The following is an 18,756-nucleotide window of genomic DNA, read 5'->3' on the forward strand; positions in this document are numbered from 1 at the left end:
TTAGCCATATCATAAGGTCTACACTGATTATTACCTATCATAAATAAAAAAGTTTTTTTGCTTTAGTTAACCATGGAAACCACAAAAAAAATATAACATAATACTAACTAAACTAATAAATTATGCAATTCTTAACATTTTTTGGATTTACAGTTCTAGTAGCTGTAATATCTTACTTAAAAACTAGAAATACTGACGAAAGCTCGTCTGATGGATATTTCTTAGGAGGACGAAGCCTCACAGGTATCGTAATAGCTGGCTCGTTACTTTTAACTAATTTATCTACAGAGCAAATTATAGGTTTAAATGGTCAGGCATATGAACAAGGAATATTAGTAATGGCGTGGGAAACTATAGCAGCAATTACCATGGTAATTATTGCTATGTTTTTATTACCACGTTATCTCAAAGGAGGAATTACAACAATACCGCAGTTTCTTGCAAGCAGATATGATAAAACTACAAAAGCAATTGTTTCTGGACTTTTCTTATCTGGTTATGTTACCATCTTTTTACCTGTAGTTTTATATACAGGAGCACTAGCAATAAACACAATGTTTGATGTCCCTGAGGTATTTGGTATATCCAAAGGTGCATCGTTATGGTTAACAGTTATAGCTATTGGTGTTATAGGTTCTATCTATGCTGTTTTTGGAGGACTAAAAGCAGTTGCAATTTCAGACTCCATTAACGCAGTAGGTTTAATTATTGGTGGTTTAATGATTCCATATTTTGGATTGTGCTATATTGGAGATGGAGATATGTTTCTTGGTATAGATACTTTGGTTAATGCGCATCCAGAAAAATTTGATTCTACTGGGTCAGAAGATTCTTATGTCCCATTAAGTACTCTATTTACAGGTATGTTATTAGTTAACTTATTTTATTGGGGAACGAATCAAGCTATTATTCAACGTGCACTTGGTGCTAAAAATTTAGCCGAAGGACAAAAAGGACTAGTATATGGTGCTTTTTTAAAAATTCTTGGACCTTTAATTTTAGTACTACCAGGTGTTATTGCATTTTATATTTTTAATGGAAGCCTAGAAAAACCAGATTTAGCTTATGCTGCTTTAGTGGCAGAAGTGCTACCTAAACCATTAGTTGGTTTTTTTGCAGCTGTTTTATTTGGAGCTATTTTAAGTTCTTTTAACTCTGCATTAAACAGTTGTGTTACTTTATTTGGTATAGATATTTATAATGAATATATAAATAAAGAAGCTACAGAAAAACAAATAGTAAAGGCAGGTAAATCTTTTGGTATTTTTCTAGCAATATTAGCTATGATGGTAGCACCTTTTATTGCTAATGCTGGAAGTGTTTTTGAATATTTACAAGAAATTAATGGTACTTACTCTATTCCAATTTTAACAATAGTTGTTGTTGGTTATACTACAAAATTCGTGCCTGCTATAGCTGCCAAAGTTGGTTTATTTTCCGGTGTTATTCTGTACTCCATAAGTCAGTTTTTAATAAAACCTACTTTTAATGTTGTAGAAATGGTTGATGGCGTTGAAACAGTAATAGGTAACACATACCCACACTTTCTTCATATTATGGCAATTCTATTTGTGCTAAATATTATGATAATGCTAATAATTGGTAAACTTTCACCCAGAAAAGAAGAGTTTATACTACAATATTCAGAAGAAGTTGACATTACACCTTGGAAGTTTTTAAAACCAATGTCTGTGGTAATTTGTACAATTGTTTTAGGAATCTATATATATTTTGCGAAATAATGAATAAGAAATCAGTTAAGGAGGTAAAACAGCGTTTTAAAGAGCAATTTAAAACAAGAATTAGAAGTTACAGTTAAAACTCCAGTGGGAATGCTATGGGTGCCAGAAAAAATATTCTTGCAAGGCGGAAAAAATGGTGATCAATATGCAATGTTAAGAGAAAAACCATCTCATAATGTAAAAGGGGATGGTTTTTTTATTGATGTTAGCACAGTAACCAACAAACAATTTAAAGCTTTTGTTGATGCTACAGATTATCTTACTGTTGCCGAGCGTGAAATTGATTGGGAGTAAATGAAAACACAATTACCAGAAAACACTCCAAAACCGCATGATTCTATATTACAACCTGGTAGTCTTATTTTTAATAAAGATGTAAACGCTTTAGTAAACATGCAAAACTATGGACAATGGTGGACATGGAAAATTGGAGCCAATTGGAAACACCCACAAGGTCCCGATTCTTCTATAAAAGGACAAGATAATTAAGTAGTACATGTAGCCTACGAAGATGCACTAGCGTATTGCAAATGGGCAAATAGACGTCTACCTACAGAAGCGGAATGGGAATCTGCAGCGCAAGGAAAAAACACAAATGCTATTTTTACTTGGGGAGACGCCCCACAGTTACTTAATAAAAAAGCAAATACTTGGCAAGGTACATTTCCATCTATAAATAATCCTATTGACGGATTTAAATATATATCTCCAGTAAAATCTTATGATTCTAATTCGATTGGTTTATATGATATGTCTGGAAATGTTTAGGAATTAACCAGTGATTTTTTCAATACTAATTATTACAAAACCTTAACAGATAATGAAATTTTAGATAATCCTAAAGGAGCTTCAAAAACATATACAGCAACTAATCCTTTTGCTACAGAATATGTTATTAAAGGCGGTTCTTTTTTATGTAATGCTTCTTATTGTGCAAGTTTTAGAATTTCAGCAAAAATGAGAATGAGTGCCGATTCTGGGGCTGATCATACAGGTTTTAGAACTGTAGCGACAGTAGATATGTTATCTAAAAAATAATAGAACGAATACCTTAATAGCAATAGCTTAAAATTCTTTTAATTAAAAACACTCAATTCTATAATTAGAATTGAGTGTTTTTTTTTGTTTTTATCTAAAGATAACTTCTTTTACATTTCTATCATATCCTTCACCTCTTAAGGATTCAAATATTTGAAGTAATTCTTCTAATTTTTCAGGATTAGATTTTGCCAAATTATTTTGTTGGCCTGCATCTTCTTTTAAATTATAAAGTTGAAACTCTGGTAAATTGCCTACTTCTATTCCTACTTTTTCTCTAAAATTTTTACCTTTATAAGGTGGAATCATTAACCAATCTCCATGACGTAATGCTGTTTTTCCTGTGGCTTCAATAATTAGGTTTTCTCTTCCTACTTTAGATTCTCCCATTAAAACACTTAGAAAATCTTTACTATCTGTTGTAGTATCTTCTGTACCAACTAAATTAGCTAAAGATGCTAATAAATCCATCTGGCAAACAACAGCGTCAGACACACCTGGATTAATTTTCCCTTTCCAATACGTTATAAATGGTACTCGTGTTCCCGCTTCAAAAATACTGTACTTACCTCCTCTTAATCCACCATTAGGATCGTGTTTTCCTGTTTTTTCTACTGCATCATCATAATAACCATCATTAAGTACAGGTCCATTATCACTAGAAAAGACAATTAATGTGTTTTCTAAAACACCTTCATCTTTTAAGGTTTTCATAAATTCACCAATACACCAATCTGCTTCTAAAATCACATCACCTCTTGGTCCTAAACCAGATTTACCAGCAAATCTTGGATGCGGTGTTCTTGGTACGTGTGGTTGTTGCATTGCATAGTATAAAAAGAATGGCTTATCCTTATGTGTCTTTACATAATCTTGAGCCTTTACTAAAAAATGGTCAGCCATATCTGTATCTGTCCATTTAGCAGCTTCTCCACCTTTCATATAACCAATTCTTCCAATACCGTTTACAATACTGTTATTATGTCCATGATGCCATTTCATATCTACCATTTCAGGATTAGAAACCGCAGTTGGTTCTCCTTCAAAGTTCTCTTTGTAACTCACAGAAATTGGATCGTTTTTATCTAAACCAACTACGCTTCCATTATCTATATAAACTGTTGGCACACGATCTTGTGTTGCTGCTAAAATGTAAGATTCATCAAAACCGACCTCATTAGGTCCTGGAGAAACACGCTCGTTCCAGTTTACAACTCCGGTTCCTAAACCTAAATGCCACTTACCAACAATTGCAGTATCATAACCTTGGCTTTTCAACATTTTTGGTAGCGTTTGCTGCTCTGTACTAATTAACAAAGGAGCGGTTCCCGGAAGGATTTTTGCTTTCTTATTTCTCCAAGGATACATTCCTGTAAGTATAGCATATCTACTTGGCGTACATGTTGCTGAAGATGCATAACCATTAGTAAACTTTACACCTCCAGAAGCTATTGCATCTATATTTGGAGTTTGCAATTCTGTTGCGCCATAAGCGCTTAAATCTCCATAACCTAAATCGTCTAAATAGATGACAATAATGTTTGGTTTATTAATAGCGCTTACTTTTCCAACCTGCTTTACTTCTTCTTTGTTTTTATCAGATTTACAACCTAATAAAATTGAAAAGGTTAATAAAACGACTAAATTTAGATAGTTTTTTCTTAACATAATTAGCTTTTAAATTATTATAATTATTTCAAATAAAGTAAAAAAGAACTACCTACAATGAGGCCGTTTTTTTTTTAAAACCTGACTAAAAAGTCCGTATCTATTATCTGATTTCTAATGCTCTCCAACTTAAATCATCGAAATACATAATCTGTTCTCCAGTTACACCAACATTGTCTGATGCATTTATTTTTAAATCAAACTTTTTATTAGTTAAAGCGTCTACAGAAATTGTATTTCTTACTTCTACCCATTCTCCTCTTGGTAAAGTAGAAATATCCCAAGCAGTAATTGCGCCTCCTTGTACTTCTGTCTCAAAACCTAGCATTGTATTTCCTGGTTCTAAATAAACCATGTAAGATACATCATAAACTCCTGCTGGTAATGTAGCTATTGCATATGTTGATTTTGCTCCATTAGTAAACCAAGTCCCTTGCAATCTTACATCTGTAATACCTGATGGACTTTCATATTTCATTGAAGCAGACCCACTATTTGAAAGATCTGTTGTTCTAGAAAGATTAAGAAATGTATTATTAGTGTTACCAACCCAATAACCTTCTGCGTATCCTTTTCTAAGTAAATTACCTGTACTTGCTTCTACTTCGAAACCTGTATAGTCCAATCCTGTTCCCATTCCTGATCCTGTAATTACATTTTCACCTCTTTGCATTAATACGTTTGTTGTACCAAAACTCTCTAATACCCTAAAATCAACAGATCCAATGTTTCCTGCTGTATATTCTATTGTAATAACATCTGAATTATAAATTGGTGCAGACAACACTAAATCTATTTGTGTAGCGTCTGAAGGGTTTACTGTTGCAGATTGTACTGCAATATTTTGATCGAACATAGGAGTTGCAGCTGCATTAACAACATGTACAGTAAAATTACCTTCCTCACCTATTAGTGTTTCTATTTCTCCTGTTACATTAAAAGAAATAACATCAGAAGCATTTTCTATTATCATACCATTTAATATAAAAGGTTGTGTAGAAGGTATAACTTCTATTTTAAGAGGAATAATTTTAGTAGCTTCACCATCAGGCTTAGCTGCATCATTTCTTTTTGAAGTTATGCTACCTGCAGTATAGTTACCTAATCCATTGTATGATAAGTTTACAGACTCTCCACCACTAGTATCCATGGATCCTCCATTAAAGCTCCAAGTTCTTCCATCAGGATCTCCTGTTATTGTTAGGTCTATATAAGTTAACTGCTCTCCAGCTTCTAACGTTATGGTTGGCCATGACGCAGCATTTGCTTCACTAGGCATATCTGCTTCACTTACAGATAGTATTTCTTCTGTCCCTTTCATAACTTTAAACATAGGTTTAATGTCATCAAAAACAGTCACTGTAAAGATTTTGTTTACTTTCCAAACTCCATCACTAAAAACAGATTCTGCAACAGAATCTCTAAAGGTATTTCTTAGCTCTATTTCTTTAACTCCTGGTTGTCTAAAAATAACATTAATATGATTTTGACTAGATGCTAATGGTCCTGCAGAAGATATAAAATTTGTATAAACCGTATCCTGCTCTGCGTTAAAATCTCCATTAAGCAAATTAGTTGTAGAAGGTATATGCCAACTATGTGTTAATGCATTTTCAGAGACATCTCTAAAACCTATATAATTGTTTAAAGCTGAGACGTAATCAGATTCTTCAAAACCTTCAGTTGTAGTCCATAATAGACTTGAAAAATCGCCATAAGGTGCTTCATAATCATCTTTTTCACAACTAACTATAAACGCCAGTATCAATGCTGAAATAATAAATATTTTTTTCATCTTTCTTCTTTTTAAAATTAGTTTGAAACTGAATTGTTACTTAATGTTTCACTTGTTGGTATTGGAAAATAGCCATTAGAATAAAACTGTGCAGCTCCTGTATATTCTTGTACTAATTGTGGATCTTCTGTTGAATCTGGACTCACACCTGCTTGTACTAAAGAACTATTTCTTGATAACGTACTAGATGTTTCGTCGTCATAATAATCATAACCTATTACGTAAAAGGATTGTGTAGATAAATTGTTAAATCTATCACTAGCAACATTCCAACGTCTTAAATCTACAATTCTAGTTGAAACACCTTCAACAGATAACTCTAATGGGCGCTCTACATACATTAAATGATCCATAAGAGAATCTTCTGTGTATGCTGTACCATCTGCTAAACTTACATTAGCATCTAGCAATTGTAAACCCCAACGTTGGCGAATAGGGTTTATTAAATCTATTGCTCCACTTATATTATTGTCTCCTTTTAGGACAGCTTCTGCATACATTAAATAGACATCTGCTAAACGATTCATGATTACATTTTTACCAGACTTCCAACTTGTACCTCCCGTGTCATTTTCGTTAGTAGCAATATCATGATTAGTGTATTTTTTAAAATAACCATATTTTCTTTGCGAGCTACCAAAGTTTTGCGCTATGGCTGCAGATGGTTGTTGATAATACTCTGTGTCTTGATCGTTAACTACTGCTATCATAGCAGAAGATCTAAGTGATACACCTCTAGTTCTAGCTAACCCTGTCTCTCTATCTATTACTGTATTTCTTGGATCAGCCATGTTTAATGGCTCGTTAGCATACGCATGAATCAACCATGCTGCTGCTGTAAATTGCTGATTAAAACTAGAACCTCCAGCATCTTGTGGCGAGGAGAATCTACCATTTCTCATATTAAAACTTTCTTCATCAAACTGCGATTCTTCCAATTGTTGATCGAGAGAATAATTAATTTCTAAAATAGATTCAGAATTAAAATCTCCAGCTTCTGTGAACATAAGACTAGCATCTTGAACCAAAGCATAACCATAAGGCCCATTAATTACATCATCGAAATACGTTTTTGCTATTTGATAATCTGCTGGGTTATTTGAAGCCGAATATAAATAACTTGTTCCCAAAATAGTAGCTGCTGTACCTGCTGTTACTCTTGTTTTCTGAGGAAATGTATTTGGTAAATTTTGGTAAGCAAATACTAAATCGTCTCTAAAAAATGTCATTACTTCTTCTGAAGTACTTAATGGTTTAGAAAAATCTGCTTGTGTTGCTGGTATAACGTCTCTTATTACTATACTTCCTTCGTTATATAAAGCGTGTAAATAAAAGTGAGCTAAGCCTCTAAAAAATCTGGCTTGAGCCATTTGTTCTGTCCAACGGTCTGCTGCTTGTAAATCTGCATCCATACTATTTAAACCATCCATAACTTGATTGGCTCTCCATATTACTTGATACAACGCATCCCATCGTTGATTTATAAAATCATTATCTTCATTAATAACGTGCTCATAAATATTTAATGCATCAGCTCTAATATTTCCAGATCTAATCCCTGGAAAGGCCATATCTGATCGCCAAGATTCTTCTCTAGCAGATACAATCCAAGTATTTAACATGGCTCCATAAACTGAAGTTAATACTGTTTCTGACTCGTCTAAATTTTGAAAAAAGGTGTCTGCCGAAATTTCATTTGGGTTCGTCTCTTCAAGATAATCTTCGCATGATTGTACCATTGCTAGGCAAAAAACAAATGCTGCTATTTTTATTAAATATGTTTTCATTTTTCTAAGTTTTTTTTGATTAAAAAGAAAGTTTGACACCTAAACTATAGGTTGACGAAATTGGATATCTTGATTGGTCGATACCTCTTCTTGCGACGTTGTTACCTCCTACTTCTGGATCATAACCATCGTAACCAGTAATAGTGATTGGGTTTTGTGCGCTTAAATAGACTTTTAATTTATTCAATCCTATTTTATCGCATGCTTCTTCAGGAAGAGAGAAACCTAAAGTGACTTGTTTCAATCTTAAATAATCTCCATCTTCTAACCAGTAATCTGTTGTTCCTGCATAGTTTGGATGTTCTCTACCTCGACCTTGAAACGAAGGAATATTAGACATAGGATTGTCTGGTGTCCATTGATTTACTAGGTCTTGATGACGTTGCCAACCGTACATTGCGGCTTTATTACCATTTAAAATCTCGGCTCCTGATGTACCAAACCAATTCATTGAAAAATCGAAACGACCGATATCCCAATTAAAATTAATTCCATATTCAAAATCGGCTAATCCACTACCATGGTATGTTCTATCTTCACTAGTAATATTTCCATCACCATTAGAATCTACATATCTTAAATCTCCAACTTCTGCATTGGCTCTTGAAGGAAATTGTCTATAGAGATCTCTTTCTGCTATATTTTTAATTGTCCCAGATGTTTCATGTAAGAAAAATGCACCTGCTTCATAACCTTCCGCAATAACAGTTGTTGCATATAAATCGCTATCACCACTAATTAATGATGAATTACTATTATAAATTATACCATCACCAGCTACTTTAGTTATTTCATTATCGTTAGTAGTAAAAGTTGCACCTATTCTAAACTTACTTTTTCCTATAGATGCTCTATAATTAGCTGCTAACTCTAAACCTTTGTTAGTCATATTACCAACATTTAATGTTAGACTTGGATCATAAATGGCTCCTGAAGAACCTGGTAGTGTTACTGGAAATAACATGTCTTCTTTTTTAGTTATATAGTAATCTGCAGTTAAGGTCACCTTATTTCTAAAGAATGAAATATCAACTCCTATATTATTTGATATTGAAGTTTCCCATTTAACATCTCTATTAGCATAAGAACGTATTGCTGATCCAAAATCTACAGAACTATCATTTTCACTAAAAATATAATCTGCAAATGGTGCAATAGTACTTGCAAATTCATAATCACTAAAACTATCGTTACCTACTTGACCGTGACTTAATCGTAGTTTAAATTTATTAACCACTTTCTTTAAAGGTTCCCAAAATGGTTCGCTAGACACATTCCATGCAGCAGCTACAGATGGGAATGTTCCCCATCTAAAGTCTCTACCAAATCTTGATGAACCATCACGTCTCGCTAATGCAGATATAATATATTTACCATCGTAATTGTATTGTATCCTTCCTAAAGTACCAACTCTTTTAGTTGTATAATCAAACCCACTTCCTACATTCTCATTCAAAGTACCGCCATTTAAAACGGTAATTGCGTTATTTGACACACCATTTATAGAGGCGAAAAACGTCTTATTATTATCTTCTTCTAATGTAACTACGGCTTGAGCCGAAACACTGTGCTTCCCAAATTCTTTCTTAAAATCTAGACCAGCATCCCAACTAAACTTTGTGGTTCTTGTTGCCGTTTCTGTTACTCCATTTAAAGTAGGATCAGATTCGGTTGTACCATCGTCAATATTAAATAAATCGAATTTTGGACGAAAAACACTTCTACTATCATTTGTAATTGAGGAACCAACATTGGTTATAAAATCTAAATTCTCCACTAGTTTACGTCTAATTCCTAAACTAACATTCGTTCTATCTCTATTGCTATCATCTTTTCTTTTAAGCGCTTGTCCTAACGCTATTGCTGGTGTTCTAGTTCCTCCAGAGCTATTTACAACTGCAACATCAGAATCTGGATCAATTTCAGGAAAATAGGGCCTGTATCTACTAGCAGTTACTATCAATCCTTCACTTGCTCTTCTTCTATTTTCGTTGGTAGTAGCTATACTTCCATTAATTTTCCATTTATCGGTATTGTACTGTGCTGAAATACGTCCATTATAGCGTTTAAAATTTGAATTGACTAATGAACCATCTTGATCATACAAACTTCCCGAAGCATTATAAGAGAATTTCTCTGTTCCTCCAGATAAATTTAAATTATACGTTTTTACTTCGGCAGCATCGACTAAAACATAATCTTCAAAATTATTATCGTTACCTAACCACTCTGGGTTATTAACTGTAGCTGGATCTATACCTCCAAAATAGTTGGCAGTATTAATTTCATAAAACAGTTGATCTGTTGTATTCATTAATGGTGTACCAGCGCCAAGAAATTGTTGACCATAATTATAGTCGAAATCTACACTCATTACGCCATCTCTACCAGACTTTGTTGTTATTAATATTACACCAGCTGCACCTCTAGAACCATATACTGCAGTAGATGCAGCATCTTTAAGTACATCTATTGTCTCTATTTCGTTAGCTGCCAATCCTGGATCTCCAATTTGTGGAATTCCATTAACAACAAACAATGGTGTATTACTTCCACTTAAAGAAGTAATCCCACGTATTTGAATATTTGATGCTTCTCCGGGTTCTCCAGAACTTGCAGAAACACTCACACCGGCTATTTGCCCTTGTAATCTAGATGCAATATCTGAAGCTACAAACTTTTCTATATCATCGGCTTTCACTCTATTTACAGCACCTGTTACTTCTTTCTTTTTTACCGTTCCATATCCTACTACTACAACTTCTTCTAAGCTTTCTGCGCTTTCCTCCATAGACACATCTAAAGTACTACTAGTTACTTTTATAGTTTTAGACTTTAATCCAATATAACTAAATTCTAGGATATCGCCCGTTTTAGCTTTAATGGAGTAATTTCCATCAAAATCAGTAGCAGCACCAGTAGAGGTACCTTTGATTATAACAGATACTCCAGGTATTGGGAATCCGTCTTCAGCACTAGTTACTGTTCCTTTTACTTCTGTAACATTTTGAGCGAATCCACTATTGGATACACAAAAAATTAGTAAAACTAAAAGAACCAAGCGCATTGCGGAACTCTCTTTTTTAATTGTTAGTTTGTGTTTCATACGATTATTATTAGTTGTTTTTATTTAGTTTATTAGTTTTTATTTAAATATTAAATTTGGCAATGATTCATCTGTTTTTAATACAACAGTAGCTTTTCCTTTATAGGTGTTATTTTCTAGTTTAATATTTTTTGAAGCTACTATGCGTATCGCTGGGTTTTTAGGGTGAAGTTGAGAAAATGTACCAGAATTGTTTATTGTATTATCTTTAAACACCAATCCATCTGCATTTGTAACTTCCAAAATCAAATTATCAAATTGATTAAAAGTATTGTTTGCAATTTCAATATTCTTAAAAGCAATATTCTTATTATCATCATCTGTATCAAAACGAATAACACCTCTATCTTTTCCGCCATGTTGGCAATCTTGAAATATATTTCCTCTTATTACAACATTGGCTCCGTTACCAGATTCGTACCAATGACCACTTTCTACAGGTATTAAAAGGGCTTCCATTTCAGTACTAAAAAAATTATTTTCAATAACCGTATTTACAGGATTAGAAATTAATAAACCTCTAGCTCTATTATTCTGAATTTTACAATTCTGAACTAGCAAATCTGGATAACCATCTAAGTTTTCTACTAAATCTCCTGGTTGTACATCTTCAGGTAATTTTTCGTTTAGCGTAATAATTTGATATCTATTATTAATATATTCTATACTTTTTATTGTAGATTTTTTATAAGCGAAAAAGGACTTACTCAGCCTTACAAATCCTAAATTATCGTTTGGCTCACCAATAACAAAGGCCTTTTGTTGATGATGCCCCATTCTTACTCCTATTCTATAATCGTCTAAAACATCTACAATTTTTTGATACGTGCCATGAATATTTGAAGCATCGTCTAATTGATTTTCGAATGTGCAATTTTTTAAGATTACCTGACCTCTGCAACCAACAAAGTGAGTAGCATCTGCAGTTGTTGAAACCATACGACCTTGAGAAGGTGTAACATTAAAATTATCAAGAATTAAATCTGAAGAGTTTTCTGCTATAATCCCCATACCTCCAGCATGGTGTACGTTTACATTTAAAGCATTAAAACCATCTGTTTGCGTTACTCTAAATGCTGGAGAGACTCTATTTAAACCTTGTTCTCCTTTCATAGATAAGATAAAACCAATTGGTGGCATTTTTTTAGTATGACCGTGGATTCTTATTAAACCCGGTTTTAATTCTTCGGCAGTTACCCGATTTTCGATACCTATATCTTTATAACCAACATCGCGTCTATCGTATTCATACTTATAGTTAACCTTATCCAGATTTCGCTTTACATCCGATTTCTTTTTTGTGGTAATACTTGTATAAGCTTCGGTATTAAAAGCAATTGCCTTTCTTTCTGGATCGTATAAAATAGATTGCCCAATAGTATGTTGGTAGTATTCTTTGACAAATACTAATTCACCATTTTTTATATAATAAGGGTACTTAGCATCTATTTGCATATCAAACGTTTTATTTACTGCATCATTTGCAACAATTAAACCTTCACTATGAAAAGACTGAAACCAATCTATAGATACATTTTTTATACTTATATTTTTACTTCCTTCAATTAAAAATGGAATCATAACGCCATGAAAAATAAAAGTTGAACCTTGACCATCTATTGTCAAGTTTTCTATATTTAATAATGGAAAAGGCGTATTTACCATCAAATCACCATGGTTAGAGATATAACTAAACTTCTCGAAACCTTTATCTGGATAAAAGTGATATGTTCCTTTTTCGAATGTAATTTCTGAAATAGGATTGTTTTTATACTGAAGAATTCTAGATACCAAAGCTGGTGTTGCATCTTCTTTAATACCTAAACCAAATGCAACAACTTCAGCTACCGGAACTGCTTTACTAAAACATCCTAAATTTAGGAATGAAACCGCTATAAAAAGTAATATGATACTATTTTTTGACATGGATATTTAAAGTTGGTTTGTAACAATAGTTAAATTTCAGTTAATTATATAAAGTCCTTGTCTATATGGGTAAATCATATGTCCTTAACAGTAAATTAACATTCAAAAATCCTATACCAGGGTTTTATCGGGCTATTCTATACTAAACTCTAAATGTCCTTTTAAGTCTCCTGAACTTGCAGATACACTAATATTTTGCTTTTTATTTCCTAATTTTAAAACTGCTGTTGCAATACCTGCTTCAGCTTTAAGACTTCCTAAATTCATCACTTTAGCTTTCCCTTCAATATTTAAAGTAATCGTTTCAGAAAACTCTGGATTAACCGTATCGTTATTATCAATAGCAGCAACATATAGAAACATAGTATCGCTTTGACCCGCAGTTGGCGCTTTTCCACTTTGGTCTAACCATACTTTTAGTTTTGTAGCTTTTTTCGGAGTTTTTACAATATCCTCAACTACTTTTTTGCCATCAACTAAACCAATCGCTTTTAAAGTGCCAGGTACAAATTGTTTTAAATTAAATGTAAATGGTGGATGCTGTAAGTTTGTTGAATTTATATCTGTATCTGGTTTTTGCGTCGCAATCAAATTATCATTAACATACAATTCTACTTCTTCTGCATTTGAATATACTTTTATTTGATTTGAAGATTTCTCGTTCCAATATGTAGCCAATTCTAACATGGCCCCATTTTCTGAAATATCACGCTGACTTTGATAAAAATAGTATGCAAATTTTGGTAACCTAAATAAATCCATTAGCCCAGAACGTTCAATATCATCATGATAACCACGGTTGTAATCGTACATTACCCAATAACTATCTGAATAATGCCTGTTTATACTTAAATTATCATTGTGAGCTTCTTGTACATTATAAGCTTGACGATTCATTCGTTCTTCACCAAAACCACGAGCTTGACGACTACTCATTTCCACACGCATATCGTTTGCTAATTCATCTTGATTTAAACCTGCATTTTTAGAGTGGTATTCCCAATCTCCGTACTCTGACACTGTAACTGGCATGTCTTTATAAGGATGTGGTCTCAGGATTCTGTGTTGACGTGCTTCTAAATAAATATCATAAACATCGTCTTTCCAACCACAAGAATATACGTTTTTACCAGGATATTCTTCATGTGCAATGTTATGTAAACCTTCCATAAAATACACAGGCATTTCTTTAGTTTCGTTTAATGAGACTTCCCAACCAATTACAGAAGGATGATTTCTATCTCTACGCACTAAATTTCTTGCAGATTTATAACAATAATTTCTAAAATCGTCGGTATCGTTATAAAATTGCCATCCCATTATAGCATCCATAACCACCAAACCTAACTCATCACAAGCATCCATAAATGCTGGCGATTGTGGGTAATGTGATAAACGTACATAATCAAAACCACCATCTTTTATTTTTTTTGCATCTCTATACTGTGCATTATCTGATAAAGCATAACCTATAAATGGATATTCTTGGTGACGATTTACACCTCTTAAAAATGTTTTCCCTCCATTAATGTGAAGTTTATGCTCGTTATCAAACGTAAATTCTCTTATACCAAATCGTGTAGTTTGTTGATCGATAACTTTACCGTTATGCATTACTTTAGTTTCCAAACTATACAAATTAGGATGTTTTGGCGACCATAACTCTGCATTAACAATGGTAATTTGTTTTGATAATTCTAAATCTTTTTCTGCTTCAATATTTAAGTCTGAAGATGTAGTCTCTTCAACTACTTTACCATTTCTTAAAATGGTTTGAACCAATTCTATTGATTTTGAATCTTTATATTCATTAATTAAATGTGTTTTAATATTAACTACAGATTCCTTTTTTGATACTTTTGGGTACGTAATAAAAATGCCTCCTCCCGCAACTTTATTTGCTAGAATAGGGTTTGAAATATAGATTTTATCCTTTGTAAACAGATTAGCTTTTCTATACAAACCTCCATACATATTAAAATCTAAACGTTTTAATGGTTTTGGTCCTGTTACAAGGTTATCCGTATTATCTAAACGGATAGCAATTACATTTTTTTCTCCAATTTTTACGTATTTTGAAATATCTACAATAACCGGTAAATAACCACCTTGATGCTCATTTACTTCAATACCATTTATGTACATTTTAGAATAATTCATAGCAGCCTCCAGCTCTAAGAATATTTTTTTATCGATATTACTTTCAGGAATTGAAAGTGTTTTACGATACCAACATATACCCTGCCACTGGTCGTTTACCGTTAAAGGCTCTATATTAGCTGTATGTGGTAAACTAACCGTTTCCCAAGCTGAATCATTAAAATCTACAGTATGAATTTTACTATCTAAATCTTTAGATTCCTCTACTTTACTAAATTTCCAATCTTCATTAATGGCTGCTTCTTCTACAACATTAACTTCTTTACAAAATTGAAAAGTTATAACAACAACTACCAATAATAGTACTATTTTTAAATATTTCATCTCCGCTTTTTTATTTTTGAATCTTTAAATAGTTTTTATAAGCAGCTCCCCATTTTTTAAAACCTACTTCTTTACCTGCTTCCATTTGCTTCTGAATTTCTGGATGCTCTGTTTTTATCCATTTAACCAAACCAATAGTTTGGTCCATATTTTTTGGATTATAAATAGTACTAACAGGTTTCATTTTGATGTCAAATTCTAAGGTTTTCATTCTTAAATCGACTAACAAATCTTTATTACCAGGGTTATTAGCTAAGTTTACTAATTCAAAAGGATCAGTTATTAAATTATATAATTCTTCTTTTGGTTTAGAATCTTGAAAGAAGAAAGCCTGTGCTTTTGTTAGTTTTCCTTCTTTATTTAATTTACGCATAACATGAACAGCAGGTCTATAAAACTCAAGATACGCTTGATGTGCATCAAAAGGAATTTCTGGTTTATCATTTCTTATGTATTTCCACTTACCAGAAGTTATTCCTCGAGATTTTTCTGGAATTTCATCCCATAAATCTCGTGCTCCATAGACATATTCTCTATTAAATTTTTCATTAAACATCGGTTGACCTGTCATGTATTCTGGAATTTCAATATTAGCAAATTCTAAAATACTTGCTGTTATATCCGTAGCACTCACAACATCTTTTCTAACCTCACCACCATTAAATTGTTTTGGATAATAGACTATTAAAGGAATACGTAATCCTGGATCGTGTAAGTAACCTTTACCACGAATATTACATCGTCCATTATCGCCTATAAAAATAACAATGGTATTCTCTGCCATTCCTTTATCTTCAAGTTCTTTAAAAATCATGCCGACTTCATTATCCATATATTCGATTTGATCTAAGTATTTAGCCCAATCTAATCTTACAGCAGGATGATCTGCCATATATGGTGGCATCTCAACCGTGTCAGGATTTACTGGATGTTTTGATTTATTACGAATATCATCCCACCAATCTCCTCTATGTGTTACTTTTAACTGAATTTGAGCAAAAAATGGCTCATCAGCTTTCTCAAAATTATCGTATTTATCAAACAGACCAAATTGCGTTTTTCCGTCCCACTGACCAATAGCTTTATGTTTAAAATTGACATCAATTTTTCGTCCTTGACTCATAACTGCATGGTTACCTAAGATAGTAGTATAACCCGCTTCTCTTAGTTTTTGGGTTACCGGAGTAAATTGAGAATCCAAAGGAACATCTCTATTACTACGATGATGGTGCGTATTTGTTTTAACTTGGTGTGTACCAATTATCATTGCCGATCGACTTGGCGAACAAATAGGATTAGTTACAAATGCATTATCAAACCTAACACCTTCCGCAGCCATCTTGTCTAAGTAAGGCGTTTTTACATTTGGTAATCCGTAGCATGCCAGATCTGTGCTCATATCTTCTGCCATAAGCCAGATAATGTTGGGTTGTTTTTTTTCTACTATAGGGTCTTCTGTTTGGGATTTTGATTTTCCACACGCTGTAAGTAATAAACTTAATACTATAATAAAAAGGATGTATTTTATATATATTTTCATAGACTAAAAACTTATGTTCAAAAATTAAATTTTATGGTTGAAGCATTAATTAATTACAACTTTCTTCACCATACCAGTTTTACCAAATTTTAAAATATAGACTCCATTACTTAAATGCGAAACGTCTATTTTATTTTGTGTTTGCAATTGGTAATTACCTACCTGTTTTCCATGAATACTATAAAACTGAACAGTTCCACCTTCCATATTATTTAGTAGTATAATGTTTAAAATATTAGTTGTTGGATTTGGATAAATAACGATACTTTCTAATGCAAGATTAGTAACTGATAGTGTTCCATTTTCTAATGGATTTCTAGGATTAGGTGTATTTTGATAGCCATTAGGTATAAAAAAGTTTACTCCATTTACAGACTCATTACAAACCTCATAATCATCAATACTACTCTTAAAAATAGCATTTAGAGGCAAATAATGTGCTGCAATATTATAACCAATAGCAGTGACCTCTGTATCTGGAAAATCTAAAGGGTAGTATCCTGATCTATCTTCTTCACTAAGTACTGCACCTGGAGAAGGCGCCGTTCTGCTTTCTCCATCTGTGTTTAAGGCTGATGCTACACCAATACTTCCAGATCTTTCCACTCTTAACTGACAAGGAATATAACGCAATCTAGAATCTCTCATTTGAGCATTTTGTCCAAAAGTTGCGGTTACATTTCTAATTTTAGAAGTCTCATCAAAAGAACCTGGTATTAAACCATCTGTCTCTTGTGTATTTGTAGCAAATCCAGCAGCCCAAACCACAGCCATTTCGCAGCTAGTTGCAGTAATATTTTCAGCATTAAAATATCCTTGACTTAAGGTGTGTGGAGACAATTGCAAAGCACTTTGTCCATTGGTACATGCGATATTTCTAGCCCAAATATTATCTAATTTTATATCATTAAAATTATAAAGCTCTGTGTATTGTAATAAGTTGAAGCCTGTTTCTAGTCTGAGTGTAGCACCACCAACCGTTGACAAATTTCTAAACAACAAATTTTTACCACCTTGTGTTTGTACTAATCCAAAGCCATAATGTCCATTGGTCATAGATATGTTTTCGATAATCCCACCATTAGGAATGCCTCTAATATTATTAATTCTTGTGCCTGATGCTGTAGATGTGGTCGTGTAATTACTACCAAAAGCTAATGAAGAAAACTCAGTATAATTATCTATTATATTAAAGTTAGAGACTTTAAAATTGCTACAATATTTGAAAGAAATAGCTCTTATCCTGATGGTAGCTGCTAATGCTGTAAAATCTATAGTAAAATTACCTCCAATACCAATAAGACTAAAATTATTTATTCCGGTATTTAAATCTGCATTAAACAAAGCATTATTTGCCGAAGCTGAAGGATTAAATGGTAAAAACGTAACACCCGAATTAACTTCAAGATGCACATTAGACCGTAAATTAACTTCCAAAATTCTATAAATCCCTGCGTTAACAATTACTTTTCCACCACCTGCAGTATTTACAGTATTAATAGCGTTTTGAAGTGTTTGCGAATCGTCTCCCGTTCCTCCAGATGCAGAAATAGTTTGTGTTTCAGCTCCTATAGTTGGATTAAAAAATGTGTTATCTAAAGGTAAGGTTTGCGAATAAACATTTGTAACCAACAATAGACCTATAGTGATTTTTAAAAATGATCTCATCT

Annotated in this window: 11 protein-coding genes and 1 pseudogene; 4 read left to right on the forward strand and 8 right to left on the reverse strand. The window is 32.8% G+C overall.

All coding sequences use genetic code 11. From position 1 onward, the window contains the following. Positions 1 to 122 precede the first annotated feature (122 nt). The 4 genes and pseudogenes from ACVCXO_RS08230 to ACVCXO_RS08245 form a co-directional block, all read left to right on the forward strand. The gene (locus ACVCXO_RS08230; RefSeq protein WP_452229119.1) at positions 123 to 1,742 is read left to right on the forward strand and encodes a solute:sodium symporter family transporter; all 1,620 of its coding nucleotides are present in this window, start codon (positions 123 to 125) and stop codon (positions 1,740 to 1,742) included. A gap of 90 nt (positions 1,743 to 1,832) precedes the next feature. Next, entirely contained in the window at positions 1,833 to 2,036 is a 204-nt protein-coding gene (locus ACVCXO_RS08235) for an SUMF1/EgtB/PvdO family nonheme iron enzyme (RefSeq protein WP_452229197.1), read from the forward strand. Beyond that, on the forward strand, positions 2,037 to 2,231 hold the full coding sequence (locus ACVCXO_RS08240) for a hypothetical protein (RefSeq protein ID WP_452229120.1): 195 nt from the start codon (positions 2,037 to 2,039) through the stop codon (positions 2,229 to 2,231). A gap of 12 nt (positions 2,232 to 2,243) precedes the next feature. Continuing rightward, positions 2,244 to 2,780: pseudogene (locus ACVCXO_RS08245) on the forward strand (formylglycine-generating enzyme family protein); the annotation flags it as partial. A 90-nt stretch (positions 2,781 to 2,870) separates the two neighbouring features. Here ACVCXO_RS08245 and ACVCXO_RS08250 read toward each other — a convergent pair. The 8 genes from ACVCXO_RS08250 to ACVCXO_RS08285 all read right to left on the reverse strand — a co-directional run bounded on the left by ACVCXO_RS08250 (position 2,871) and on the right by ACVCXO_RS08285 (position 18,754). Beyond that, positions 2,871 to 4,448 carry a sulfatase family protein gene (locus ACVCXO_RS08250; protein ID WP_452229121.1) on the reverse strand — a complete coding sequence of 526 codons (1,578 nt, stop codon included), beginning with the start codon at positions 4,446 to 4,448 and terminating at the stop codon, positions 2,871 to 2,873. 103 nt (positions 4,449 to 4,551) lie between these two features. Next, entirely contained in the window at positions 4,552 to 6,243 is a 1,692-nt protein-coding gene (locus tag ACVCXO_RS08255) for a hypothetical protein (protein ID WP_452229122.1), read from the reverse strand. Between the two features lie 17 nt (positions 6,244 to 6,260). After that, positions 6,261 to 8,030: a RagB/SusD family nutrient uptake outer membrane protein gene (locus ACVCXO_RS08260; RefSeq protein ID WP_452229123.1), complete on the reverse strand. Its 1,770-nt coding sequence runs from the start codon at positions 8,028 to 8,030 to the stop codon at positions 6,261 to 6,263. Between the two features lie 19 nt (positions 8,031 to 8,049). Further along, entirely contained in the window at positions 8,050 to 11,136 is a 3,087-nt protein-coding gene (locus tag ACVCXO_RS08265) for a SusC/RagA family TonB-linked outer membrane protein (RefSeq protein ID WP_452229124.1), read from the reverse strand. A gap of 39 nt (positions 11,137 to 11,175) precedes the next feature. Beyond that, the gene (locus ACVCXO_RS08270) at positions 11,176 to 13,062 is read right to left on the reverse strand and encodes a right-handed parallel beta-helix repeat-containing protein (RefSeq protein WP_203458120.1); all 1,887 of its coding nucleotides are present in this window, start codon (positions 13,060 to 13,062) and stop codon (positions 11,176 to 11,178) included. A gap of 132 nt (positions 13,063 to 13,194) precedes the next feature. Further along, entirely contained in the window at positions 13,195 to 15,546 is a 2,352-nt protein-coding gene (locus ACVCXO_RS08275; protein WP_203458119.1) for a glycoside hydrolase family 2 protein, read from the reverse strand. Between the two features lie 10 nt (positions 15,547 to 15,556). Further along, positions 15,557 to 17,086 carry a sulfatase family protein gene (locus ACVCXO_RS08280; protein ID WP_452229125.1) on the reverse strand — a complete coding sequence of 510 codons (1,530 nt, stop codon included), beginning with the start codon at positions 17,084 to 17,086 and terminating at the stop codon, positions 15,557 to 15,559. Between the two features lie 45 nt (positions 17,087 to 17,131). Continuing rightward, positions 17,132 to 18,754, reverse strand: a complete 1,623-nt coding sequence (locus tag ACVCXO_RS08285; protein ID WP_203458117.1) for a T9SS type A sorting domain-containing protein — start codon at positions 18,752 to 18,754, stop codon at positions 17,132 to 17,134. Between the last annotated feature and the right edge of the window lie 2 nt (positions 18,755 to 18,756).

It is taken from the genome of Lacinutrix sp. MEBiC02404, assembly GCF_053601575.1.